This window comes from Mesorhizobium montanum (assembly GCF_033977145.1).
GTDB classification, from domain to species: Bacteria; Pseudomonadota; Alphaproteobacteria; order Rhizobiales; family Rhizobiaceae; genus Mesorhizobium; species Mesorhizobium montanum.
In genome coordinates this window covers 39633-61967 of record NZ_JAVIJF010000021.1, presented here as the reverse complement: position 1 = coordinate 61967, position 22335 = coordinate 39633, and the positions used below count along the sequence as shown (strand labels likewise).

Sequence of the window (22335 nt, the reverse complement as noted above, 5' to 3'; positions counted from 1 at the left end):
CCCAACTGGCTCGTTGGCCGACGGCGCGCCAACATCGCCTAGTCCTTCTCGGCGCGGTCACGCAGACGCGACCACTGCAACGACCAGGATTTTTTGTCAGCGCCGTTTTGGAACAGATAGGCGCGGATCGGCTGCGCGAAAGTCGGGTCGTCTATCTGCAGCGATATGAACTCTCCCGCCTTTTCGCTGGAGTGTTTCCAACCGGCGCCAATCGCGATGCCGTCTTCGCCACCAGCGTGCACACGATAGTCGGGCGCATTGTCCGTCTCGTTCGCTTCGGCCGCGACGATCGCAACCTCGAGGTTGAGGCTGAGCGTGCGGATTCGTCCCGAATACCCGGTCTGATGGCTAATGAACTCGCCGATCTGTGGCATTTCCTGTCTCCTGTCTTGGATGTCTGCGGTGACGATCAGACGGCATAGAGGGCGCCGCCGGTGGCGCGCTCACCGCGCTGGCGCACGCCATTGGAAGTGGCCGTCGCCCTCCTCGTCCGTCCACAGCGGAACCGCGCGGCCGATGATGTGATCGGTGGGGAGGAGGCCGAAGTAGCGTCCGTCGAAGCTGTCGCGGACGTGGCTGTTCATCAGGAAAACGGCGCCTGCGGGAATGCGCAGGCAGCCCTGCCAATCCGGCAGGCTACGACCGGCGTGATCGCGTTTGAGCGCCATACCGACGTCAGTGCCATCGACTGAAATGACCAGCCCTTTCCGGCACACGGTTTGGCCTGAAACCGCAAGGATGTGCTTGATGAGCAGCACGCGCTTCGGCAGATAGCCGCGGTCGGCGAGCAATGTTACGAGCCGTTCGGGCGGCTCAACGGCAACGAGATCGTTCGCCGAAAACGGCACGCCGCCGCCGATCAGGTACAGGCCAATCGGTGTACTGGCAGAAGCATTCCAGATGAACCTTGGCGACACCGCGGTAAACGCGGGACTGAGCACGGCCGTGGTCGCCAACACCGTCGCAAGGAAAATTGCGGGCCGCGTCATTGCTGGACCCGCCGCCGGAGCAAGTGGGCGCGGTGTAGATCCAACGTATAGGCGCGCGGCTCCTGGCCCGCCGTCAATCGGTTGTGGACATGCCGCCAGTGATCAGCCGAGACCGCTTCCGGATCGATGCCGAGTTGCTCGATGCCATCGATCAGTTGCAACACCCGCTCCACCCTGGGCCAGCCCTCAGACCTGAGCAGGATGTCGCCGCCGGGTCGCACGAAAGGCAGCGTCTGGTGTGCTTCGCCTTCGGCAACAGCGCGCACGATATCGATGCGAGAAATGATCGTGCCGAAGTCGTTCGCGGCCCAGCGAGCCAAGGCAAAGACGGTGCCTGGGCGAAACGAGACAATGCGCCGGTGGCGATCGAGAATCTTCTCCTGAGCGACCGAACCGAAGCGGATCCAGTACTCGATCTTCTTCTCAACCCATGTCAATTCGACGCGGGTCAAGCCGTCATCGTCCCTCGCGCCGAACACCGATCGGCCTGAACGGAAGTCAACGACAGTGCCCATTGGTTGTCTCCTGATTTGGCGGGGAAGCAGCCGCGTGATGGAGTTGCTGAAGTGATGCTGGCGTGGTGGATCCGCGCGCCTTCGCGCGGGGCCCAATTCAGCGTCCATACCGTCCGGCCGGCGTCGCAGCCGCGGACGGATGGCGCTTGGCCGGAAGGACAGAGCCGCGGGGGTCCGAAGTCGAGGTCACGGCCCCGCGCTCAGCCCAGGCCTGGAGATCGTCCACGGCGTAGACGACACGGCCGCCGAGTTTGCGATAGCCAGGACCGGTGCCGTAGGTACGGTGTTTCTCGAGCGTGCGGGATGACAGGCTGAGGAACTCGGCAGCTTCCTTGGTGCGCAGAAAGCGCGGCGGCAAAACGGCTAGATCTGGTCGCATGTATCGAGCCTCCGTGGGGTTTCGAGAACCGCTGGTGCTCAGCGGCGGGCAGCGACCACTGTGGCGGAAGGGCGGCTTCGCAGGGGATGGGGAAGATTGGGGGGTGCAATATTCCCACCCCGACAGCGCTAGGAGCGCTTGCGATGGCGCAGCAATTGCAGATAGCCGCCGGCGATCATGGCTCTTCCACCCTTGACGAGACCGATCACTGTGTTGCGAAGCGACGAGGTTTTCCAGGCATTGGAGGCAACGCGCCCCGTCCCATAGAAAGCGATCGCGATTTCGCGGTAGCTGGCGCCGTTCGTGCAGCCGTCGGCGGCCCGCATCATCAAGCGCAGGCGGCGCCTCTGCTGAACAGTCATTCGCGTATCGGGCGGCACCGGCCGCCTGTTATTGCCGCGCCAGAAACGAACCAGAGCCTCGATCCGCCCCAGGGTCTCGGAATCCAGCGGGATCAAGGCCGCGCGGGAACAACTCGCTTCGCTGCCCGGAAAGAGGAGGAGTTGCGTTGCGATCCCGCTGTCATGGATGGCGTGCGACCCCTGCGGACTGTCGTGGTGAGCACTGATCCCGGCGAGCGCCGTGGACCGGTCGGATGACAGGAAATCCGGCGACGGCACGAGGGCCAGCACTGCGGGGTCGGCAAGAGGCGACCACAGAACGTCTTGCGTCAATGCGGACAGGTCGGGACGGGCGGCGAAATCGCAACCCCCAGCGTTTCTGCGCTTCTGTTGGAAACGGTTGCGTCTCTGCTCCCAAACGGGCGAGAGCCGCGTAGAACCGGTGATATGAATTCCAACGGCGCAGGCACTCCCAGGCCAACCCTTCGACTGGTAAGCTGTCGAAGAATTCGTAGCTGGTGCTGTCCCGCCAACGTGACGTGTCCGGCTTCATCGTGCGGTCCTCATCAGGCTGCAAGTGGTGCCTGAATCGATTCCGGGCGATTGCGATTGGCGGAAGACCCTGGATGGGCATCGCGTGATGCTTTTTCAGCATCACCGGCCGACAATGTGCGTTAGGTGTCGGTCTTGCGCAAGAGATGACGGTAGCCGGTCCTGGTCATCCAGCGCGCCCGCGCCAGATGGCTGTCATGAACCTGTCGCGCGCGATGCGGCTCTTCTTTCGGATCGATTCCGAAGAGGATCTTGACCACCTCGCGCCAATCGGCGCCGTCGGCGTCGGCGTCAAACAAGCGCATGTAGAGCTTGATGTGGCGGCGATCATAGTCGGTGAGCTCGTCTCCCGTGGGCGCGGTGTCGTCGAACGGCTCAATCATGATGTGCACTCCCCCACGGGCGAGACGTAAAACAATTCTTACAGATGTCACGGTGGCTGCGGAGGCTGCTTCGCGAGCATCACACGATGCTGTGCCGGCATCGCCACCCCTTGAGCCTCTGTGGCTTTGATTTGATCGGGAGGTTCCGCCCGGACGATCCGGGCGGAACTTCTGATGGGCGTGTCCTATTCCGCGTTGCGGCGGCTCGGGCGGGACCAGATCAGAGTGAAACCCTCACCGTCCTCGTCGTTGAAGAGGTTGGCGAAGATCGGGCCGGTGAAGCTCGGATCGTCGAGCTTGAGGCCCAGATAGTCGCGGCCCTCGTTGGACTGCTTGGACCAGGCGGCGCCGATCTCCGCACGGCCGACGAAGACGCGGTGGCTTGGGGCATTCTCGCCGTTGGCGCGGGTTTCGGGGACGATGCGGACGCCGCGGGCTTGGACGCTGAGGGTGACGATTTCGCCAGTGAATTCGTTGTTGCCGGACTTCTTGAAGGTGCCGATGGTAGCCATGGTAGTTCTCCTTGTTTCCTGTTTGTCTCGAGCCGCACCATTGCGGTCTCGATGGTGCTCGAAAGGTCGGAGGCGATCGTCGGCGCACCCATGGGCCGAAGCGCAGCGGAGGATGGCGCGGGAGCGACTTTGTTGAAGCGCGAGGAATGACGGCGAAGCCGGCAGGGGAAGAAAGTCGTGACGCGCCATTGCGTCACAGGCGATCGAGGCGAAAGCCGTTCTTCAGACCAGAAACACCAATCGAAGAGACCGCGCAGGTGCGCTCGCCACTACGGGAAGGTCAAGGAGATCTCGGGCAACCTCAACCGACTCGGCGCCGGCAAGTGCAATCCCACTCGATCGACAATTCTATGCGACGCGGCTCGCACATGGCATCGGCGAACTCGCGTCCGCTGGTGATATCACGCAAGGCGACTATCTCGACCGCATTGCCGCAGACGGCATTGGCCTCTGGACGATCGCGCAAACACGCCAATCTGTGCCCGGAGCGAGGACGGTCCGCTGTTCTTCTTCGCGGGCGTGTGGACGCGCTGGCAGGGGGTCCGCAGGGTCAAGGACGGGCCGGGGACTCGAGCTTTGCGGCTTCCTCACGACCAAGCCCAACGCCCTCATAGCGCCGATCCACGAGAAGGCTATGCCGGTGATCTTCACTACCCGGGAGGAGGTGGAGACCTGGCTCACAGCCCCGTGGTCAGAAGCGCGGCACATGCAGCGACAGCCCCCGACGACGCCTCAGTGATTGTCGAGAAGCCGGCCATACAGATCATGTTTCCACAGCAGGCTCCGGCTCAAGGCTCGCTTTTCTAAGCCGGCTTGATTGTGACATTGGGCTGCGCGATTGTCGCTGCATAGTGCGTAGGTGATCGATGAAGCGTCGAGGCAAGGCACTGACCTTCGTACCCACAGAAATTCACGTCAGCACAGTCGACGACGACAAGGGTGTGCTAGGCATCCTTTCGATCAAGACCACGGAAGGCCTGTTGGATATTGCGCTTGATGTGCAAGCCGCAGACGCCATTTTGAACGCGGTCAGTTCCATCAAGGCGAAGCTAGACCCGGCCTAAAAGAATGCCCGGGCGGCATCCCGGGCTAGCTGGAGGTCTTGGGAGTGCGCCGATACACTCTACCCCAATCGGCACACGCTAACTTGCTTCACCATCGTGACGGGCAGATGAAGGCCATACTTGCTTGTCGCCGCGCATCAAGCGGTAGCCCTCTTCCAGGCTGCCGATAACCGTTAGGGCTTCCGTTGCTGAGTAGAAGGTTGCGATTGGAAAGGCCCGACCGTCTTGGATCGTTCGAGCTGGTAGGCCTCCCGGGTCGGCTTGTCTTCGCCCACCAAATGTTCCTCTTCAAGGAGGCATATTAGCGACACTTTATGAAGCTTTCGTGAGGCAGGTAGGTCAGACGTTTTGAGCACGGCGGTTTGCTAAACATCGTCGCGCCAGAATACCCGGCGAACCATACGGACTTCGTCAAGCCGCCTCACACGTACCTTCAAGCCCTGCCCGGCACTGGGCAGCAGTATATCCACGTCGAACTCCCGTCGCTTGCAGCGCTCGCAGCGCATGTGCCGCTCCACATCCCAGAACGGAATGTCTCCCATCAGCTTGAATAGGTCACCCGGGAGGTAGTGGCGCGTGATGTTGCAGTTGATGCAGCGGACGCGGATTAGCTGCCCAATGTCATGGGCGCGGCTTACGTCTGGACCACGCGTCGAGTTCTGCTGCTGGGCTCCGGCATGGCCAATCGATAGGAGGGTATTCCTAATTATATACGTGACATAGCCAATTCCTGCTGCTACTGATTCGAGCGACAGGCCGGCACGTCACGGAACTTAGGAAAGTTCCTATGACTGAGACGAGAGACATCAAAGAACCCTTTCACGTCACCCTCGAAATGATTGGAGCAGGCGTGGAGCTTTTTGAGAAGCATGACGCTGAGAAATATGACCCAGAAGTGCTGGTGGCGGCGATTCTCTATCGGGCGCAGGAGTTAGCCGCTGCGGAGGCTGTCACTTCTTAGCGTCGGTGATTTCGCGATGCATCAACGTTTCAAGCTCGTGTACGTCGCGCGTTGTCGTGAGCAATCGGGCGGTTGATAGAATTTCCATTAGCGCACAGTCGATATGCCCCTTGTCAAACTTCAAGGGCGGATCGGTGATAGAAAGGCGTTCGAAATCAAAATTAAGCCTGAAACCGTTTTCGAGCGCAGAAATGGAAGCGCAAGCGCGTGCCTTCCTTATAAGTTTATCAGCGTTCTCTCTAGGCTGGAGTGAATGTACTCCATGCCCAAAATTCGCGACATATTTAATAATATCGTTTCTACTTACCCACTCGCCCGTCACATACATGATGCGCTGCGCAAGAAAGTTGTCTAGTCGGCACTCCGCCACCGCGTCAGGGTCAAATCCGGCCCCGACCTGCATTCCTGACCAATCGGTTCTATGGACAATAAGGCCGGCAATCTGTGCCGTGAACGCGACGATGTTGGTCCCAGTGGCGAATATGGGGTTTGGCTTCTCTTCGACGCGTTTATAGAGCCGATGTAAATCGTGGACGGTAAGAGCTACTTTGCCCATTCGCGGCGCAGCAACCTTCGCCAGGTCTCTCTCAACCAGGATCCTGCGCAGAAGCACACTGATCCGTCGAAGTTCCGCCGCAGAGGGATCGGCTTTCGCGACTACCTCTCTTAAGTATGTTAGATCGTCAACAAGCGCGCATCCGGCTTCGAAGCTTTCGGCACGGAATTTCGCGCTTTGTTCGGGTGTGAGAGACATGGAACCAAAAGAACAGCGGAAAGAATTGAGCGACAGAGAAACCGCGCACCGCCGCGATGCTGCTCTACGCCGCGCCCTGACAACCCCTCCGTCCAAGCACGAGACGAAGGGGAAGCCAAAGGGCGAGAAGAGTCAATCGTCGGATCGAAAGCGCTGACGCTTCCGCCAGCGCATGAACGCCGCCGCCTTCTGTTTAGGCGTGAGCGGTTTCGTCAGTTTGTTGATAGGTAAGCCGCTTTCCAGTAGTGCCACGGATCAAATCATCCGAGCGCTCGCGGTCGGTAACGCCGAGGGCCGTGCGGCGATTGTAGCGGAAATCGAACTCGGCAAGGTAGCGATGCAAGTGCGCTTCGCCGCAATGCTGATAGACGCCGATCATGCCACGCTTGAAGACCGAGAACACGTTCTCAATCGTGTTGGAGTGAACAACCACGTCGCCCTCGCGACGGGCATATTCGCCAGCCGAGTGCTTGGTGGTGCGGTGTGCAGCGTATTCCTTGCCAGTAGCCTTGTAGAGATTGGACTCATCGGTCATGAGCATCGAAGCACGGTCGGCATTGCGGACCAGCACGTCGCGCACCGTGGCCTTGGTGGCGTCGTTAAGGTGGAACATGCGGGCCTTGCCGCCACGCTCCACCAGACCGACGACAATGCGCTTCTGTGCGCCGCCGCCCTTGCCCTTCTTGGTGAAGGGGCGGCCCTTGCGCTGCGCTGACACGCGGGGTGTCTCGCGCTTGCCAATGTAGGTTTCGTCGGCCTCAACGGTCTTGCCTTCGCCGCCGAGCGGACCAGATGACTTAACGTCTTCGGCCATCGCTTCGCGGATGCGGTGAGCCATGAACCAAGCGGTCTTGTAGGTGACGCCAAGCATACGGTGCAGCTGGTGCGCGGACATGCCTTTCTTGGATGAGGCATACAGGTGGAAGCCGAGCACCCATTTGCAGAGAGGGATTTTCGACCGTTCCATAACGGTGCCAACAGTGACGGTGAAATGCTCGCGGCAGGCGTTGCACTGGAACAGACCGGGACGGTGCGACTTGCCGGCAAGCTTGTGGATCGATGCCGGATCGGCGTTGCCGCAGTGAGGGCAATAGGTACCGTCAGCCCAGCGAATGCTTTCAAGGTGCTCGCGGGCCGCGTCGTTGTCATTGAAGATCGGATCGGTAAGGTTCGTCATGGTCTGTCCCTCTTGACCCTTTATCGGTCAAGGCGGCTGCTATGTCAAGTATATAATTAGGAGGGTATTCCTCAAAGAGTCAATTCGACCGTTGACATCTCGTTCCCTTTTTGTTCACTTTGGCATGGACCATTAGGAGTCAATAAAATGGACCGCATTGTCAGACTCGACACCCGCCAAGAGGCTGGCCTCCAAGCTATCGCGGATAAATTCGTCGCCACGCATCAGGGCGACGTGATGAAGGCCCTCAAGGAGATGATCGTGCTCAATGGCCGCCTGCAGGAAAAGCTTGATGCAGCGGCTGGGTCGTCCCCGCGTTCGCGCCGGCTGGCTGGATGAGGAGCGAAGCTATGGGCACTTACAATCTCGACACCACCACCAAAGCCGAACTGCACTCGGAGGCCCAAAAGCTCATCGCCAAGTATGGGAGCCCGGTGGATGCCGTGGAGGCACTGATGGCCTACAACTGCGAGCTTGAGACCCAGATACTAGCCATCGCCCACCGATATCCCGGGCTGGTCGCCATCAGCTTTGACCACACGCACCCCACAGTGGCGTGAGCGGCATGGCCGAGAGCATTCTCCCGCAGCGGCAAACCCCGAAGCTCATCGTGGTCACCGCCTTCGACCGAGACGAGGAGGGCAGCCTCCAAGCGGTCTACGGGCCGGCAGAGCAGCAGAGCGAGGAGCGGGCCATAAGGACGGCAAGGGCGCTAGCGGGAAAGCATGCTGGTGCCATTGCGTGGTCCCGCGAGGCTAACCCTGCCGTTGGCGAGTATGGGGAGCCGAAGACCCTCTTTGTCGGGGGCGACGTGCCGGATATGGAGTGACACCAAGCTACCCGACCGTATGTGCGACGCAGTGCCTTGCCGGCTCCCGGCAATGCACCGAGAGTTCATGGCGCGTGGGGATCGATCTCGCCGACGATTGCCGAAGCATCTCCGTCGTACTCGTCCGAAGGCACCACGGCGAGCGTTCCGTCGCCGGCGCGAAAGATGACGATGCTGACCATCAGGCTGGTGGCGAGGCTGAAGGCGAAGGCGTTGGCTTCTACGAGGGACATTGATCCGGCTCCTGTTTTGGAAGCGGGGATCGATCCCCGCGTGACAGGCGCCCGAAGAGTCCGGCCGAGGGCCGCAATCACCGTGAAGGCAAGGCCGAAACGGCGGCACGCTTTGCGTAGTCCGACCCTTCATGGGTTGATGGCATCAGGCCCTCGGACCGGATCAAGGAATTGCGCCGACAACCGCGGGGATTGATCCCCGCTTCCAAAACAGGAGCAGACGAGGTCCGGAACCTCGTGGTCCGGCCGCCTTGCATTCATCGACGCCATGCCGGCAGGAGCGGTCGTCCGATCAATGTGCCGGGAGCGAGAGGAATTAGAGCGAATGACCTTGGGGCGAGTTGGCCGATGCGGCCCCTCAGGATGCGCCGAACTTCATCACCGGAATGCCGAGCCTGCGGGCCTTGTCGGAGAGATTGTCCTGAATGCCCGAGCCGGGGAAATGGATGACGCCTATCGGCAATGTGTCGAGCATGGCGTCGTTGCGCTTGAAGGGCGCGGCCTTGGCGTGCCTGGTCCAGTCCGGCTTGAAGGCAATCTGTGGCACCTTGCGGTTGTGAGCCCATTTGGCCGCGATCAACTCGGCACCCTTTGGTGATCCGCCGTGTAGCAGGACCATGTCCGGATGCTTACCGTGGACCTGGTCGAGCTTAGCCCAGATTAGCCGATGATCGTTGAAATCGAGCCCGCCGGTGAAGGCGACTTTTGGCCCGGGTGGCAACAGCATCTGCCTGTCTGCATGCCTCCTCGCGGCAACGAAGTCCCGGCTGTCGATCATTGCCGCGGTCAGGTTGCGATGGTTAACCACAGAGCCCGAGCGCGGGCGCCAGATCGAGTGGGTGTGACGCTCGTAATGCTCGGCGGCCTGGTCGCGCATCAATTCGAAGGCGTTGCGGCGTTCTAGCAGCGTCTGACCTTGAGCGATCAGTTGTTCGAGTTCGACAGACTTGATCTCGGATCCATCCTGTTCGCGCTGCAGCCGCTGCTGGCCGAGCTCGTTTTCATCGAGCTCGCGTTCGATCCGCTTGGTCGCGCGATGGAACAGATTGACCGTACCCCACAGCAGCTCCTCGAGGTCGGGTTCAAGACGTGTGTCGGCCATCGCCACCAGGAGAGCGTCAAAGATGTCGGCGATACTGGCTGCGACCACCCGGCCTTCGGGAAGCGGGCGCGGATCGGGTTCGTCGTCGAAGGGACGGTAGCCGTAGAGCTGAAGCTCCTGAAGGACGTGATCGATGGGTGATGATGCGGGTTGCGGTTCGAAGTCGGTATCGTGCTCGGTGCTCATGGCGGCTTGCCTTCGTCGGATCGGCCGCGCCCATCGCGGCCTTCATGGCGACGAAGGCGATGGACGACCCGGACTTGCACCCGAAGCGCCAGCGCAGGGCCGGAACGGGAGTGAAGGATGGCGAAGCCCGGCTATTTTGTCTCGCGATGGAAAGGCCGGAGGACGGGGCCCCGCGCGGCCTGCCGCGTGGGGTGGCAAGGGCCGCCGGAAAATAGCCGGGCGCAGCCATTGCCTGTCCGGACCGGCCGGCGCCCGATCGCCCTCTGGAAGGCCGTGGGCCGGCCCTCGCCCCGCGAAGATCCACGTGCGCACCCAAGCCACGCATCATTGCACGCCGCCCCTTCTTCCCTTTCCGGTCAGGTCGCCAGCGTCATGAAGCGCGCGACATCCTGCGGCGCGATCTGGACCCGCAGGATCGCCCTCAGGGCATCGGCACCGAGCAGACGTAGATCCTCGTTGAAATCGACCAACTGCGGCGTCAGAACCATCGCCTCGATACCGGCCGCGTTGGTGCGTTCTATGAGGGTTGCCACCGCTGCGTCGCCTGCCGGATCATTGTCGCGGGCGATGTAGAGCCGCCGCAATGAGTCGGGGAACAGGATTGCTGACAAATGGGCCGCCGACAGGGCTGCCATCGCCGGCATGGCGGGCAGGACAGCGCGTTGCGACAGCATGGTCTCGATGCCTTCGCCGGCGGCCATGACATCGCGGCAGCAACCAAAGCGGACGGCGTGACCGAGCAGTTCGCCCATGGCTCGTCTCGGTGTGTCGATCGGAGCGCGGCCGAGATGGGCCTCACTGAATCCGCCCGGATCGAGCCAGGTGCGGTGAGCGCCGGTGAGCTTGCCTTGAAGGTCGGTGACCGTTGCGATCATTGCCGGCCATGCTTCGGTCGGGCCGCGGTCCGGACGGTAATAGCAGTTGGGATGAAACCGAAGGCTCCCAGTGTCATGCAGGGCTGTGATCCCGCGTCCACGCAGATACATCTCCACAAGCGTTCGTGTTATCGGCCGCGACATCGAGACCAGCCGCCTCGCCGCCTCGATGGAACCGCCAGCAGAGGGAACGGAGGGCATCCTGCGTTCGTCTCGTTCGCTCGCCGTGCGGGGCATGGACAGAAAGCTGCGCGCCTCATCGGAGACGTCCTTGAAATCGACCAGGCCAAGCGCTTCCCGAATGACGTCCAGCAGATCGCCGTGCTCGCCGGTGGCGGCATCGGTCCACTTTCCGGCGGCGCCCTTGCCGGATTCCGATCCCTTGAGACGGACAAACATCGAGCGCCCCGGTGCATTGCGGGCATCGCCGACTAGCCAGTAATTGCCAACGCGGCGACCATTCGAAAGGTAGCGACGGCACACAGCCTCGGCCCGCTGGGCAAGACGGCTTGCCAGTTCGGATGCATCACGAGGCGGCATCAGGAGGCTTCCCTCTCGCTGATGCGCTGTATCGGATGGCGCTCGATAACCTTGGCGAGCACCGTGGGTCCGCTCGCGTCCGTGGGCACGAACATGCGTAGCTTCCAGGATACGATCTCGTGGAAAAGCCCGTAGGCCGTTAGCCGCTCGCGCATGGTATCGGTGAAGCCCGACAGTTCGATGCGATTGGCGCCCATGACACGGACGCGGCGCAGATGAAGCCCTTCCGCGAGGTCGAGCATCGTGCTCCCATCCGCAAGGGCGTCGAACGCATCTTGTGCCGTCAGCGTGCTGACGCCGGTTGCGAGCGCGCCGGCGGCCCATGCGGCCGAAACCCTGCGGCCGATGATGCGCTCGCCCTCGTCGGTCTGGAGCCGATAGACACGGCTCGACTCGTTTGGAAGCCGCTTCCAGATCGGCAGCAATAGCCCCGCGACAATGTGGATGGTCGAGTCCGAGAATGCCGGGACGCCCGCGACCTCGGCGCTCCAGGCAGTAGTGAAGGTCTCGCGATCCGCCTGCTGCCAATGACTGTCCTCCATCATGCGTAGGAAGGCATGGTGTCGTTCCATCGGCCGGATCAGCCGGACCCGCCGCTCGATTTCGCCATCATCGAGCATGAACGATGGCGCGGGAACCTGCACGGCAGCGCGGCCTGAGCGTTCGTTGACCAGCAGGATGGCGCGCGGATCGTCGAGCTGGGCGATAGCTTCCTCGACCGGCACGGGTCGGTTGCGCTGGCGCTGATCGATGGTGAGGAGCTGTGTCTCGGCGCCGGTGCCCGGATGGGTGTAGATCGCCCGCCGATCGGTGACGACGAAATTCTCCGCGCGCAGCGTTTCGAGCCCAAGGTCGTAGACCCCAGCCGTGATGGCACCTTCCACCTTGGCTGTGAGCAACTGCTCGAAAGTCGCGAACAGGATGTCCTGCAGTTCGATGGTGAGCGCCAGAAGGCGATTGAGGAAAGTGGTGATCGGCGGCAGTTCGTCCTTGATGCCGTTCTCGTCCGTCAGCGTCAGCCCCGCGGTCTGCTCGAACAGCTTGAGCGAGCAGCCCTCCACCTTGCCGCGGACGATCAGCAGATAGAGCTGGCGCAGCGCATCGCGGGCATAATGCGATTCCAGATTGTCCTCTGGCCGGAACAGGCCCTGCCCGCCGGTCTGGCGCTGGCCACGCGTGATCGCGCCCAGCGTGTCGAGACGTCGGGCAATCGTGGAGAGGAAGCGTTTCTCGGCTTTCACATTGGTGGCGATCGGTCGGAAAAGCGGCGGCTGCGCCTGATTTGTCCGATGCGTGCGGCCAAGGCCCTGGATGGCGGTATCGGCCTTCCAGCCAGGCTCAAGAAGATAGTGGACGCGCAGGCGCGTGTTACATGCGGAAAGCTCCGCATGGTAGCTGCGGCCTGTCCCGCCGGCATCGCTGAACACCAGGATGCGCTTGACGTCATCCATGAAGGCCTGCGTCTCGGCGAGATTGGCCGAGACAGCGCGGCCCTCGACCATCAGGCGTTCGCCCTTCCTGACGATGCGCCGCGACCGGCCCGTCACCTCCGCTACCACGTCGGTGCCGAAGCGCTGGATGATCTGGTCGAGCGCGCCAGGGACCGGCGGCAGGCTCGCCAGCTTCTCGATCAGCGCCGTGCGGCGCGCGACCGCCTCGCGGCTTTCAACGGGTTGGCCATCGCGAAACACCGGCCTCGACGACAGGTTCCCTTCCGAATCCGTGAAGGGTTCGTAGAGTTGAACAGGGAAGGAATGCTCGAGGTAATCGAGCACATATTCGCGCGGTGTGATGTCGACGCGGACATCGTTCCATTCTTGCGTCGGCACCTCCGCCAGCCTGCGTTCCATAAGCGCCCGCCGGTGGAGACGATCTGTATCACGGTCGAATGCCCGGACTGGAGATCCTGCTCGATCGAGCGGATGAGCGTCGGCGTCTTCATCGACGTCAGTAGGTGACCGAAGAAGCGTTGCTTGGCGCTTTCGAAGGCCGAGCGCGCGGCGGACTTGGCCTGGCGGTTCAACGTGCCGCAGCCGCCGGTGATGTTGGCGGCCTGCATGGCCGCGTCGAGATGGTTGTGGATGACTGCAAAAGCACCGGCATAGGCATCGTAGATCCGCCGCTGCTCAAGCGTCAGCTCGTGCTCGACCAGTTCATATTCGACACCCTCGAAGGAGAGCGAGCGTGCCGTGTAGAGGCCGAGCGCCCGAAGGTCCCGGGCCAGCACCTCCATCGCCGCCACGCCGCCCGCCTCGATCGCCTCGACGAACTCCGCACGCGTCGAGAACGGGAAGTCCTCGCCGCCCCAGAGGCCAAGCCTCTGGGCGTAGGCCAGATTGGCGACGGTGGTCGCGCCGGTGGCGGAGACATAGACGACACGGGCGCTAGGCAGGGCTTGTTGCAGGCGCAAGCCGGCGCGGCCTTGCTGTGAGGGCGCGACATCGCCACGCTCTCCCTTGCCGCCGCCGGCGTTCTGCATGGCGTGCGCCTCGTCGAATATGAGCACTCCGTCGAAATTCGAGCCCAACCATTCGACGATCTGCCTGACGCGCGAAACCTTCTCGCCACGGTCGTCGGAGCGTAGCGTGGCATAGGTTGTAAACAGGATGCCTTCTGGAAGTGTGATGGTGCGCCCTTGCGGAAAGCGCGACAGCGGCGTGACCAGCAGACGCTCCATGCCGAGCGCGGCCCAGTCGCGCTGCGCGTCCTCAAGCAGCTTGTCTGATTTGGAGATCCACACGGCCTTGCGTCGACCCTGCAGCCAGTTGTCGAGCACGATGCTCGCCGCTTGGCGGCCCTTGCCGACGCCGGTCCCATCGCCGATGAAGAAGCCGCGCCGAAAGCGCACGGCTGCCGGCGCGTCGTCGGGTGCTGCTTTGACAACATCGAGCGTGTGGTCGACTGACCATGATCCCGCGAGAAATCTGCAATGGGCCTCGCCGGCGAGGATCACCGTTTCGAGCTGGGCGTCGGAAAGCGACGTCAGGATATCGCCAGGAAGTGTCGGCCGATAGCTGGGCTTTGGCGGGGCGACAGAGGCCATCGCTGCAGACTGGACCAGCCTGGTCGGGTGCGCCTGGGAGCCCGGAATACGGATCGTCTGCAATCCATATTCCTCGTAGATCGAGTCGGTCAGCCGCGCTCCCTCGTCGGGTGCCCAATCGACCGTCTCGTACGACAGTTCAACGCCGGCCGGCTCGGACAGCTGCCGGTGAGCTGGACCTGCGACTGTGCGGGCGAGATAGCCGCGGACCGTCCGGGGCGCGGTAATGCGGGTAACGCCCCTGGCCGCTTCGGCGGTTGGCGGCCGTGCCGGGACGTGCTTCTCGATCCAGCTGAGCAACGTGGCGACATCCGGCGCAAAGCCGGGTGAGGCCGGAAAGAAGGACGGATCGCCAGCCAGCGCCTTGTCGATGACCGTCAGCCGGGTGTCGATCGCTGTGCCATGCCTGGCGTAGACGGTTCCGCTGATCGTGGCGGTGAAGACGACGCGGCCATGCTCCTGTAGGCGCGCGAATGCATTGCGCCACGCCGGTATCTCCGGCCCGAAGCTCGCGCCGGTGATGGTGACCAGCCGGCCACCGTCGGCGAGCCGCGCGAGCGCCGAGGCGATATGGCGAAAGGTCGCGTCTGCTACGCGCCCCTGCACATTGGCGAGGACCGAGAACGGCGGGTTCATCAGCACGACAGTGGGCAAGCTGGAGGTATCAAGATGGTCGTCGATCTGCGCCGCGTCGAAGCGTCTGACCGTGAGGCCTGGAAAAAGATTGGACAGGAGGCCGGCACGCATCTCCGCAAGCTCGTTTAGCAGAAGCGAGCCACCGGCGATCTCGGCGAGGATCGCAAGCAGACCTGTGCCGGCGGAAGGTTCAAGCACTCGGTCAGTTGGCCCTATCGCGGCGGCGGTGACGGCTGCGAGACCGAGCGCGACAGGCGTCGAGAACTGCTGCAGCGCCTGGCTTTCCTCGGAGCGGCGGGTATGCGTGGGCAGAAGGTCCGCAATCTGGTTGAAAAGCGGTAAGGCGGATGCCACGGAGCCGGCTTTGCGCAGAAGCGACTTGCCGTATTTGCGAAGGAACAGGACGGTCGCGGCCTCGCAGGCGTCATAGGCCGTCTTCCAGTTCCAGGCGCCGCTCGTGTCGGAAGCCCCGAATGAGGCTTCCATCGCAGCTCGCAGGACGACGGCATCGACGCGCCGGCCGCATTCGAGGTGGGGCAGTAGAAGCAGGGCTGCCGCATAGGCTGCCGCGGCTGGATCGACAGACGTAACGGCGGAAGGAGCCGCACTGGCGGTTGTTGTCGGAGACAAAAAGTTCATCGGAGATCCTCTGGAGAGCGAGACCGGGAAAAGCCCATCGGCGCTCTCTCTGACCGCACGGGCTCAACCCGTTCCGGCCGGACACTCGCTCTCACGACAGCACGTAAAAACGCCCGGCACTCTTGGGAGCGCCGGGCGTTCGGACGGGGAGTGGCGCCGGCCTATTCGGCGGCGTCGAGTTGTTTTTCTTCCTGGTCGACCAAAGCGATTTCATTGTCACCTGCCAGGAATTCAGGCAGCGCTTCATCTTCGTCGCCAGGGTTCGTGTCGACTGCTTCTACGTCAACATCGACAAGCCGCAGAGGCTCAGGCAGCCAGCCACTATCGGCGAGCAGGCGCTCTGCTTCCTTGGCCATGTCGCCCTTCTTGAGGTGATCGATGAGCTGGAAGGCGCGCTCGCCAGCACCCTCGCGAACGGCTTCCAGGATACGCGCCTTGGTGACACGGCCGAGATAGTTGCCGACGGTGGGGCGCCATCCGGCGTCAATCATGTCGAGCCCAACTGCCCGGGCAAGATGATCGGCGTCCGCAAGGCGCTGCCGCACACCGTGCGCAGAGATGGCGCCTTTGCCGTAGCGATCAGCCCTTTCGTAAAGGGCATTGACGCCGAAGGATGCGCAATGGGCAAACAGTTCAGCCTGCTCGGTGCCCGTCAGTGCAGAGAGCGCGTTCCATAGTCCGTCGACGTCTGTTGGAAGGCGCTTTTCCCAGGCCTCGTGGCGGGCCTGGATCGAGCGCGCATACGTCGTATCCCGAAGCCCTTCGGACTGGACCGGAAAGACCGTGCCGCGGACAAAGACTTCCATCGCCACGCCTTGTGCGCGGTAGCGAGAGAAAGTGTCGCGAACGAATTTTTCAAGCACAGCCAGAAAGGCGGTTGCAGGATCATTTGCGAGCTTGTCGCGCAGAGCCAGCGTGCGATCCGCGGTCAGTTCCGTGATGAGGCGATCCGGCAATGGCTTGATGCCGTCCTCGTCATCCTCCTCCGGCCCGGTCGGCTGGCCGCCGATGGTGATGACGGCCCGCTGAACCGAACCCGCAGTCGCTGGATCGTCAGTCTCCTCGACGCTCGGGCCTGAGTCACTGCCGGGAGAAGCGGAGGCTTCATCTTCTGGCTTCACATAGCCGCGCTCGACGAGGAGCGACCCGTCCGAATCCACGCTGATGAAGACACCGGCGCGCGCGATACCGGCCGGATCGAAGCGAACGGGACGCGTCTCCAACGACTTGATGGCGGTTTCAAGCTCGCCAAACCGCTGGTCGACCTCATCCGGCAACTCGTCGGCCTCCTCATACTCGGCCTGCAGCTTGTCGAACTCGTCACGCAGCGCGGCCAGCGTTGCCTGCTCCTCTTCGGACAGATCAACGGGCGTCCCCTGGAGTTCACGCAAACCGTGTGTCGCTCCGTACGGGAAGCTCATCGCGACCTCGATCCATTTCCAGCCCTCGTTGGCTATTTCGTCGGCCATGACCTGCAGCTTCTCGGTGACGAGACGGTCGAGCAACGCTACATCCTGCAACCATCCGCCATCGTCCGACTGGAACAGGTCGCGCAACACCGCGCCCCCCGCTGCCTCATAGGCGTCGAGGCCCACGAAGACGGCCCGTTTGTCGGAGGCGCGCAGGGTGTTCTCGGTCAATATGCGCCGGATCTGGTATGGCTCTCTCGACCAGCTGTTCTTGATCGTCTCCCAGACCTGCTCCTGTCGCGTGTGGTCGTTGCTGACTGAGAAGGCTTCGAGCTGGCCGATCGTCATGCCATCCTCGGCGTAGACATCGAGAAGCGCCGGCGATACGGCCGTGAGCTTGAGGCGCTGCCTGACGATGTTGGCCGAGATGAAGAAGGCGGCAGCGATCTCCTCCTCCGACATACCCTTGTCGAGCATTTCCTTGAAGGCGCGATATGCATCCAGGGGATGGAGCGGGGCTCGCTCGATGTTCTCGGCAAGGGAGATTTCTTCCGCGAGGATCGAGCCCGAAGAACCGCCGACGATACACGGAATGGAGGCGGTCTTCGCAAGCCGCTTCTGGTTCACCAGCATCTCGAGGGCCCGATAGCGGCGGCCACCGGCCGGCACTTCAAACATGCCGGTCTCCTGACCCTCCCCGTCAAGCACGGGACGGACGTGGATGCTCTGGATCAGACCGCGTCTGGCGATCGATGCGGCCAGGTCCTCGATCGAGACACCAGCCTTGATGCGCCGGACATTGGTCTGGGCAAGCACCAGCTTGTTGAAAGGAATGTCGCGCGAAGGCGACAGGATGATCTTCTGAACGGCGTTGGCCATCGGAGTTCTCCGCGACGGGCGCCGAGAGCCTCTCTCTCGGTCCTGAACCCGTCGCGAAAATCCCTTCAACCCTCTTCCTCTCCCGTCTTCTGGCGCAATGCGGCGCGCGGCTGCCGACAGGCACCGGCGTGCAGCACGCGCTCGCCCCCTGGGATACTTCGCGCCGCGCGAGCAGCTTCGGCGTAAGCTGAGATCGGGAATTCGCCCATGAACAGCACATCGCGTTCAATCCCCAAGCCGAATGCCAGGCGAGCCGATTGCAGCTCCGATAGACTGAACCTGCCGAGCTCGGGACAGCCGAAACCGAGATCGGCTAAACCAAAGAGTGTATCGCGATCCTCGTCGAGTTCGGTCGCGAGCCAAGTGCCGGCGGCGACCGGATTGAAGAAACGGACAACTGGCACATGGTCAGCATCCTGATCGCGGCCGTTGGCGAGAAGGCGCTCGCGCAGTTCCGGAGTGAGGAGGATCATGCCGCCCTCCTGTCGTTACCCAGATCCTTGGCAATCGACAGCGCGGTTTCATCAGGCAGATGGCCGAGAAGCCAGTCAGCCGCCTTGCTGGCCCGGCTGGCGGCGCGCACGATTGCGCGGTTATCCTCTCGCAACACCTCCAGCCAGGATCCGATGTAGTCGGCGTGCCGAACGGTCGGAACAATGCTGAGCGAGGCGCAGGAAAAGGCGGCGCTGATTTCGGCCACCAGTTCCTCGAAAGCATACCTTCTGGTGCCGAAGGTCCCGGAAAGATCGCGAGCAAGGCGCGACCGATGACCGGTGGCATGACCAAGCTCATGCAGCGCGGTGCGATGCCAGTCGATCGGCTCGAAAAAGGCCTGAGGCGGCGGAACCTGAACGCGGTCGTGGGATGGCGAGTAGAACGCTTTGCTCCCCCCGATGTGGAACTTGATGCCGGTTGCCTCTATCAACGCCCTGACCCGCGGTTCGATCAGTTCCAAGCCCGGTGATAAAGGTGAAACCGCTATGGCGTCGGGCAGGTCTTCACACTGCTCAGTGTTGAAGACCGTGAACCGCTTGAGGAAGGGCACCGCCCGGGCATCGCCACCAGTCTCTTCGGCGCGATTTCTCTCCTCGCCGGGGACAAAGCGGTCGGCGTAGACAACGGTAATGCCCCGCTCGCCTTTCCGCACGTTCCCGCCGAGCGAAACCGCCTGCCGAAAGGTCAGCCAGCTTTGGGTTGGATAGCCGCGCTCGATGACGGCGCCCCAAAGGATAAGCACATTGATCCCGCTATACGCCCTGCCGGTGCTGGCATTCTTCGGCAGGGACAGGGGCGCCTTCGCGGCCGCAGACCCCCAGGGCTGGACCCATGGGAAATGACCTGCCTCCAGTTGGGAAATGATCTTATTGGTAATATCGTCGTAGAGGTTCGTCCGATCCGCACCGGCGCGGGCTCGATCGCTGTGACTAGACATCGCGGTTCTCCGCGACAGGCGTCGGAGGCCTCTCCTCCGGCTCTCAACCTGTCACCGACAACCCGGTCAACACTCTCGCTCTCCAGCGGCGCTTGGGCCGAAACGCTGATCGACCTATGTGCGCGAAATGACGCGCCAGACTACGCGTTTCGGATTTTCGCCTTTCCCAACATTGGAACTCGCGCCTCAATCTCGTTCCCGCAAGGCAGTTGGGACGCATGGACAGGATGTTGGTTGCGAAAAAGGGGAAATCGTGAGGCCGTACTCGCCGCCGCCTCGGCCTGTTACTGCGGAGCGCATCGAGCGCGTGCTCGACCGCGTAGCTGAGATAATCGTGGCGCGGGGCGACAAGGGCGAGGCATGGCTTCCTCTGTACGATCATTTGGAACGCGCCCTGCAGGATTACCAGGCGAGGAAAGAACGGATTGCCACGGTGCACGAGCGAGTCAAACGATTGAAGGATCGAACGGCAGAGCGATCTTCATAAGCTCTTCCTGCCACATCTTCATTTCACCGCCTTCGCCGTATTTGGGGCGGTCGATCATATGGCCCATCAGCATACGCCGCAGTTCCTCATCGAGCCGTGCGTTTTTCATCCGATCCTCGAAGGAGTGACGGAGTGAGTAGAAGGTGTGGCTCTCGGTGGGGAAGAGGTTGTGTTTCTTGAAATGCTTATTGACGGCCGCCGACAGCTGGCTCTCTCGATCCTTGTATTGCGGGAAGCCTTTGGGATGCTTTTTGAATACCGCCAGCGCCACCCCAACCAGCGGCACTTTACGCACTGACGATCCGGTCTTGATCTCGCGCGGGTCCTTGGGGTCCTCGCGCGGTTCGACCGAGATGTGCGGAACTTCGTGATCGAGATGAATCACGCCTTCATGAAGGTTTGCCAGTTCGCTAGGCCGGCAGCCGGTTTCAACGAACGCGAGCGCAATCCCTCGAGCTTCGTCATTGAGCTTCGCCAAAGCGCCAGGCGCGAGAATCTTGTCCCTGATCCAGTCGGTTGGGAATGGCGGCCTACTCCGCTTCGACTTGTCGCTGAAGGAGAGGTCGGCGAACGGGTTCTTCTGCTCGGGAAAGCCTATGTGTCGAAAATAGTCGTTGTAGAGCGTACGCAGGTTGCCCATGTTGCGATTACCCGTCGACGCTGAACGATCGCCGGCGCCTTCTTCCGGCGCCACGCGATCCAGCCAGTATTTGTGAACTTTGAGTGCGTCCTCGCGCGTGATGCTCCCTATTGGCTTGTCCTCGACCAGCTCGATAAACAATTCGACGCTCATTTGCCGCTTGGCTTTCCACCGCTTCCGCTGGTCCGGACTCTTGGTGCGCAATTCGTCACGAACGATGTCGGAGAAATAGAGCTTCAAGGCGTCGGAGATCTTGTCGTCAGGTCGCTCCACCATGCCGGTGATTGCATCTACCGCAGGTGACTTCGCCGGCTCGCCTATCGTCGTTTCGACGCGCTGAAGAATAGTTTCCAGCGGCTCGGCGGTGAGGATTTCGGCGAGCGGCCTGTAGACGAACCCTAGAGACTCGGCGCGCTTGATCGCCAGTTTGTACCGCATCCGCGCAGCCTGCGGATTGTCGCCGATCATCAGCGACGCCCAAAGCGCGTTGTCGGCCGCCTCGTACATATCGCGGGCAGTCCGAGCCCTTATCCTGTCTGTCGTGTCCAGAGCCTTGCGTACGAATCTGTGACGATCATCCAGGTCGCGCACCTCTTGGGGTACACGCCGGCGGTAGTGGAAATGGCCGTCCCTCAGATGAAGATAGCGGTCGGGATCGTGCTGTTCGCGTTTGCGTCCCAAGGCCTCAGACATCCTTTTGTATCACAATAGGTAGCACAATTTGTGACACAAAGCCGCATCTGGCGGCAAGTGGCTATCGCAGTTTAGAGAATTTTGACTGGAAAATCAGGCATTTAGATGAATAGCCGATGGTACCGTTGGCTGGGATCGAACCAGCGACCTCCGGATCCACAATCCGGCGCTCTAACCAGCTGAGCTACAACGGCATGCCTGCCTGAGCTAGATCGAGGTGAAAGCTTCATTCTCCGTGATCCGCTCTGTCGTTCGGCGATGCGTCAAATACGGGCTATCGGACTCTAATTCAAGGGCCTTGATAAGGTAAAGGATTGGTTTCCTCATCCGCCTTTCGTCAAGGCAAAAGAAAAGGCCGGCGGGAGGAGGTGCCGGCCTTTTCCTGTTACGAGCCAGCGGGAGGAGGTGCTGGCTGGTCACCCCGGAAACGGAGGGAGGAGGTTCCATTCCCGGGTATCTGGTTGCTCAAACTATCGCACGACTATTTGTCTGACGAAATGCGACGTTTTGATGCATCGCACAATCGTGCGCGGAAATCAGGCAGCCTTGGCGTCCTTCATTGCCTTCTCGAAGGCGCTCTTGACCGGCTTGGAGACATCCTCGACCGCCTTGGTGGCGATGGTCTGGAACTCCTTGGCCTGCTCGACGGCCATTTCGACGCGCTTGCGCAGGAACGAGGTCTGCAGCTCGACGACTTCCGAAAGGGTCTTGGCGCCGACCAGGGCTTCGAGGTGCGAGAAGCTGGCCTCGGCATTGGCGCGCAGCGTGGCGATCGCCTTGAGCGAAACGTCGCTGGAAACGGTCTTGGCGGTCTCGTAGGTCGATTCCAGAACCTTCTGGGTCTCCTCGGCGCCGGTCTTCAGCTTGGCATAGGCTTCCTTCGACTGCTCGACGCCCTTCTCGGCGAAGGCACGCATCTGGTCGGTCGCCTTGGAGGCGTCGAAGCTCGGGAATTCAACGTTTTCGATGGTCTCGGCGGTCTTGGCGGTGGTCTTGGACATTTTCCAACCTTTCGGGGCAGCGGCTTTGACAGAAAGCCGTCTCGTTCATGTATAATGGCAATATAAAGGATTTTTTGTGCATTG

At 61.8% G+C, this 22335-nt stretch carries 23 protein-coding genes, 1 tRNA gene and 1 pseudogene; 5 read left to right on the top strand and 20 right to left on the bottom strand.

Annotated elements, in window-relative coordinates; genetic code table 11:
- Positions 1-38: 38 nt before the first annotated feature.
- The 8 genes from RFM68_RS25670 to RFM68_RS25635 all read right to left on the bottom strand — a co-directional run bounded on the left by RFM68_RS25670 (position 39) and on the right by RFM68_RS25635 (position 3671).
- On the bottom strand, positions 39-374 hold the full coding sequence (locus tag RFM68_RS25670) for a DUF736 domain-containing protein (protein ID WP_320235826.1): 336 nt from the start codon (positions 372-374) through the stop codon (positions 39-41).
- Positions 375-443: 69 nt separating this feature from the next.
- Positions 444-989 (bottom strand): S26 family signal peptidase, encoded by a 546-nt coding sequence (locus RFM68_RS25665; RefSeq protein WP_320235825.1) that lies wholly within the window; start codon positions 987-989, stop codon positions 444-446.
- Entirely contained in the window at positions 986-1504 is a 519-nt protein-coding gene (locus RFM68_RS25660; protein ID WP_320235824.1) for a DUF2840 domain-containing protein, read from the bottom strand. The genes RFM68_RS25665 and RFM68_RS25660 overlap by 4 nt, the downstream gene beginning before the upstream one ends.
- A gap of 97 nt (positions 1505-1601) precedes the next feature.
- Positions 1602-1883: a helix-turn-helix transcriptional regulator gene (locus tag RFM68_RS25655; protein WP_320235823.1), complete on the bottom strand. Its 282-nt coding sequence runs from the start codon at positions 1881-1883 to the stop codon at positions 1602-1604.
- A 128-nt stretch (positions 1884-2011) separates the two neighbouring features.
- Complete coding sequence (locus RFM68_RS25650; RefSeq protein ID WP_320235822.1) at positions 2012-2515, bottom strand: DUF2285 domain-containing protein; 504 nt, start codon at positions 2513-2515, stop codon at positions 2012-2014.
- Positions 2406-2777 (bottom strand): transcriptional regulator domain-containing protein, encoded by a 372-nt coding sequence (locus RFM68_RS25645; protein WP_320235821.1) that lies wholly within the window; start codon positions 2775-2777, stop codon positions 2406-2408. The genes RFM68_RS25650 and RFM68_RS25645 overlap by 110 nt, the downstream gene beginning before the upstream one ends.
- 121 nt (positions 2778-2898) lie before the next feature.
- Positions 2899-3159, bottom strand: coding sequence for a DNA -binding domain-containing protein (locus RFM68_RS25640; RefSeq protein WP_320235820.1), 261 nt, complete (start codon positions 3157-3159; stop codon positions 2899-2901).
- A gap of 185 nt (positions 3160-3344) precedes the next feature.
- Positions 3345-3671 (bottom strand): DUF736 domain-containing protein, encoded by a 327-nt coding sequence (locus tag RFM68_RS25635; RefSeq protein WP_320235819.1) that lies wholly within the window; start codon positions 3669-3671, stop codon positions 3345-3347.
- Positions 3672-4537: 866 nt separating this feature from the next.
- Between RFM68_RS25635 and RFM68_RS25625 the strand changes: the two genes are divergently transcribed.
- Complete coding sequence (locus tag RFM68_RS25625) at positions 4538-4735, top strand: hypothetical protein (protein WP_320235818.1); 198 nt, start codon at positions 4538-4540, stop codon at positions 4733-4735.
- Positions 4736-5522: 787 nt separating this feature from the next.
- Positions 5523-5696 carry a hypothetical protein gene (locus RFM68_RS25620; protein ID WP_320235817.1) on the top strand — a complete coding sequence of 58 codons (174 nt, stop codon included), beginning with the start codon at positions 5523-5525 and terminating at the stop codon, positions 5694-5696.
- Here RFM68_RS25620 and RFM68_RS25615 read toward each other — a convergent pair.
- Together RFM68_RS25615 and RFM68_RS25610 are read right to left on the bottom strand one after the other, a co-directional pair.
- Positions 5686-6450, bottom strand: coding sequence for a hypothetical protein (locus tag RFM68_RS25615; RefSeq protein WP_320235816.1), 765 nt, complete (start codon positions 6448-6450; stop codon positions 5686-5688). The genes RFM68_RS25620 and RFM68_RS25615 overlap by 11 nt on opposite strands.
- Before the next feature lie 193 nt (positions 6451-6643).
- Positions 6644-7627 (bottom strand): IS1595 family transposase, encoded by a 984-nt coding sequence (locus RFM68_RS25610; RefSeq protein WP_320235815.1) that lies wholly within the window; start codon positions 7625-7627, stop codon positions 6644-6646.
- Between the two features lie 147 nt (positions 7628-7774).
- Between RFM68_RS25610 and RFM68_RS25605 the strand changes: the two genes are divergently transcribed.
- From RFM68_RS25605 to RFM68_RS25595, 3 genes are read left to right on the top strand one after another with little or no spacing between them, the layout of a single operon-like run.
- Complete coding sequence (locus tag RFM68_RS25605; protein WP_320235814.1) at positions 7775-7966, top strand: hypothetical protein; 192 nt, start codon at positions 7775-7777, stop codon at positions 7964-7966.
- A gap of 11 nt (positions 7967-7977) precedes the next feature.
- Positions 7978-8187 carry a hypothetical protein gene (locus RFM68_RS25600; RefSeq protein ID WP_320235813.1) on the top strand — a complete coding sequence of 70 codons (210 nt, stop codon included), beginning with the start codon at positions 7978-7980 and terminating at the stop codon, positions 8185-8187.
- 5 nt (positions 8188-8192) lie between these two features.
- Positions 8193-8456: a hypothetical protein gene (locus RFM68_RS25595; RefSeq protein ID WP_320235812.1), complete on the top strand. Its 264-nt coding sequence runs from the start codon at positions 8193-8195 to the stop codon at positions 8454-8456.
- Between the two features lie 65 nt (positions 8457-8521).
- Here RFM68_RS25595 and RFM68_RS25590 read toward each other — a convergent pair whose 3' ends face one another.
- The 10 genes and pseudogenes from RFM68_RS25590 to RFM68_RS25545 all read right to left on the bottom strand — a co-directional run bounded on the left by RFM68_RS25590 (position 8522) and on the right by RFM68_RS25545 (position 22251).
- Positions 8522-8689, bottom strand: a complete 168-nt coding sequence (locus RFM68_RS25590) for a hypothetical protein (protein ID WP_320235811.1) — start codon at positions 8687-8689, stop codon at positions 8522-8524.
- Positions 8690-9047: 358 nt separating this feature from the next.
- On the bottom strand, positions 9048-9977 hold the full coding sequence (locus RFM68_RS25585) for a DUF2493 domain-containing protein (RefSeq protein WP_320235810.1): 930 nt from the start codon (positions 9975-9977) through the stop codon (positions 9048-9050).
- Positions 9978-10333: 356 nt separating this feature from the next.
- Positions 10334-11392 (bottom strand): DUF7146 domain-containing protein, encoded by a 1059-nt coding sequence (locus RFM68_RS25580; RefSeq protein ID WP_320235809.1) that lies wholly within the window; start codon positions 11390-11392, stop codon positions 10334-10336.
- Positions 11392-15710 (bottom strand): annotated as a pseudogene (locus RFM68_RS25575) (strawberry notch-like NTP hydrolase domain-containing protein). The gene RFM68_RS25580 and the pseudogene RFM68_RS25575 overlap by 1 nt, the downstream one beginning before the upstream one ends.
- Before the next feature lie 161 nt (positions 15711-15871).
- The gene (locus RFM68_RS25570; RefSeq protein WP_320235808.1) at positions 15872-17998 is read right to left on the bottom strand and encodes a ParB/RepB/Spo0J family partition protein; all 2127 of its coding nucleotides are present in this window, start codon (positions 17996-17998) and stop codon (positions 15872-15874) included.
- Positions 17999-18063: 65 nt separating this feature from the next.
- Complete coding sequence (locus RFM68_RS25565; RefSeq protein ID WP_320235807.1) at positions 18064-18471, bottom strand: DUF2958 domain-containing protein; 408 nt, start codon at positions 18469-18471, stop codon at positions 18064-18066.
- Positions 18468-19430: an ArdC family protein gene (locus RFM68_RS25560; RefSeq protein WP_320235806.1), complete on the bottom strand. Its 963-nt coding sequence runs from the start codon at positions 19428-19430 to the stop codon at positions 18468-18470. Before RFM68_RS25560 ends, RFM68_RS25565 begins: the two co-directional genes overlap by 4 nt.
- A gap of 446 nt (positions 19431-19876) precedes the next feature.
- Positions 19877-21238 (bottom strand): DUF6538 domain-containing protein, encoded by a 1362-nt coding sequence (locus RFM68_RS25555; protein WP_320235805.1) that lies wholly within the window; start codon positions 21236-21238, stop codon positions 19877-19879.
- Between the two features lie 129 nt (positions 21239-21367).
- Positions 21368-21444, bottom strand: a tRNA-His gene (locus tag RFM68_RS25550).
- 342 nt (positions 21445-21786) lie between these two features.
- Positions 21787-22251: a phasin gene (locus RFM68_RS25545; protein WP_320235804.1), complete on the bottom strand. Its 465-nt coding sequence runs from the start codon at positions 22249-22251 to the stop codon at positions 21787-21789.
- Positions 22252-22335 lie beyond the last annotated feature (84 nt).

Bases quoted from the DNA above. Each gene is read 5' to 3' on its own strand.
- RFM68_RS25545 (WP_320235804.1), bottom strand. From the start codon at position 22,251: ATGTCCAAGACCACCGCCAAGACCGCCGAGACCATCGAAAACGTTGAA.
- RFM68_RS25625 (WP_320235818.1), top strand. From the start codon at position 4,538: ATGAAGCGTCGAGGCAAGGCACTGACCTTCGTACCCACAGAAATTCAC.
- RFM68_RS25560 (WP_320235806.1), bottom strand. From the start codon at position 19,430: ATGTCTAGTCACAGCGATCGAGCCCGCGCCGGTGCGGATCGGACGAAC.
- RFM68_RS25660 (WP_320235824.1), bottom strand. From the start codon at position 1,504: ATGGGCACTGTCGTTGACTTCCGTTCAGGCCGATCGGTGTTCGGCGCG.
- RFM68_RS25635 (WP_320235819.1), bottom strand. From the start codon at position 3,671: ATGGCTACCATCGGCACCTTCAAGAAGTCCGGCAACAACGAATTCACT.
- RFM68_RS25585 (WP_320235810.1), bottom strand. From the start codon at position 9,977: ATGAGCACCGAGCACGATACCGACTTCGAACCGCAACCCGCATCATCA.
- RFM68_RS25580 (WP_320235809.1), bottom strand. From the start codon at position 11,392: ATGCCGCCTCGTGATGCATCCGAACTGGCAAGCCGTCTTGCCCAGCGG.
- RFM68_RS25610 (WP_320235815.1), bottom strand. From the start codon at position 7,627: ATGACGAACCTTACCGATCCGATCTTCAATGACAACGACGCGGCCCGC.
- RFM68_RS25645 (WP_320235821.1), bottom strand. From the start codon at position 2,777: ATGAAGCCGGACACGTCACGTTGGCGGGACAGCACCAGCTACGAATTC.
- RFM68_RS25655 (WP_320235823.1), bottom strand. From the start codon at position 1,883: ATGCGACCAGATCTAGCCGTTTTGCCGCCGCGCTTTCTGCGCACCAAG.
- RFM68_RS25595 (WP_320235812.1), top strand. From the start codon at position 8,193: ATGGCCGAGAGCATTCTCCCGCAGCGGCAAACCCCGAAGCTCATCGTG.
- RFM68_RS25600 (WP_320235813.1), top strand. From the start codon at position 7,978: ATGGGCACTTACAATCTCGACACCACCACCAAAGCCGAACTGCACTCG.
- RFM68_RS25565 (WP_320235807.1), bottom strand. From the start codon at position 18,471: ATGATCCTCCTCACTCCGGAACTGCGCGAGCGCCTTCTCGCCAACGGC.
- RFM68_RS25670 (WP_320235826.1), bottom strand. From the start codon at position 374: ATGCCACAGATCGGCGAGTTCATTAGCCATCAGACCGGGTATTCGGGA.
- RFM68_RS25570 (WP_320235808.1), bottom strand. From the start codon at position 17,998: ATGGCCAACGCCGTTCAGAAGATCATCCTGTCGCCTTCGCGCGACATT.
- RFM68_RS25640 (WP_320235820.1), bottom strand. From the start codon at position 3,159: ATGATTGAGCCGTTCGACGACACCGCGCCCACGGGAGACGAGCTCACC.
- RFM68_RS25665 (WP_320235825.1), bottom strand. From the start codon at position 989: ATGACGCGGCCCGCAATTTTCCTTGCGACGGTGTTGGCGACCACGGCC.
- RFM68_RS25620 (WP_320235817.1), top strand. From the start codon at position 5,523: ATGACTGAGACGAGAGACATCAAAGAACCCTTTCACGTCACCCTCGAA.
- RFM68_RS25590 (WP_320235811.1), bottom strand. From the start codon at position 8,689: ATGTCCCTCGTAGAAGCCAACGCCTTCGCCTTCAGCCTCGCCACCAGC.
- RFM68_RS25605 (WP_320235814.1), top strand. From the start codon at position 7,775: ATGGACCGCATTGTCAGACTCGACACCCGCCAAGAGGCTGGCCTCCAA.
- RFM68_RS25615 (WP_320235816.1), bottom strand. From the start codon at position 6,450: ATGTCTCTCACACCCGAACAAAGCGCGAAATTCCGTGCCGAAAGCTTC.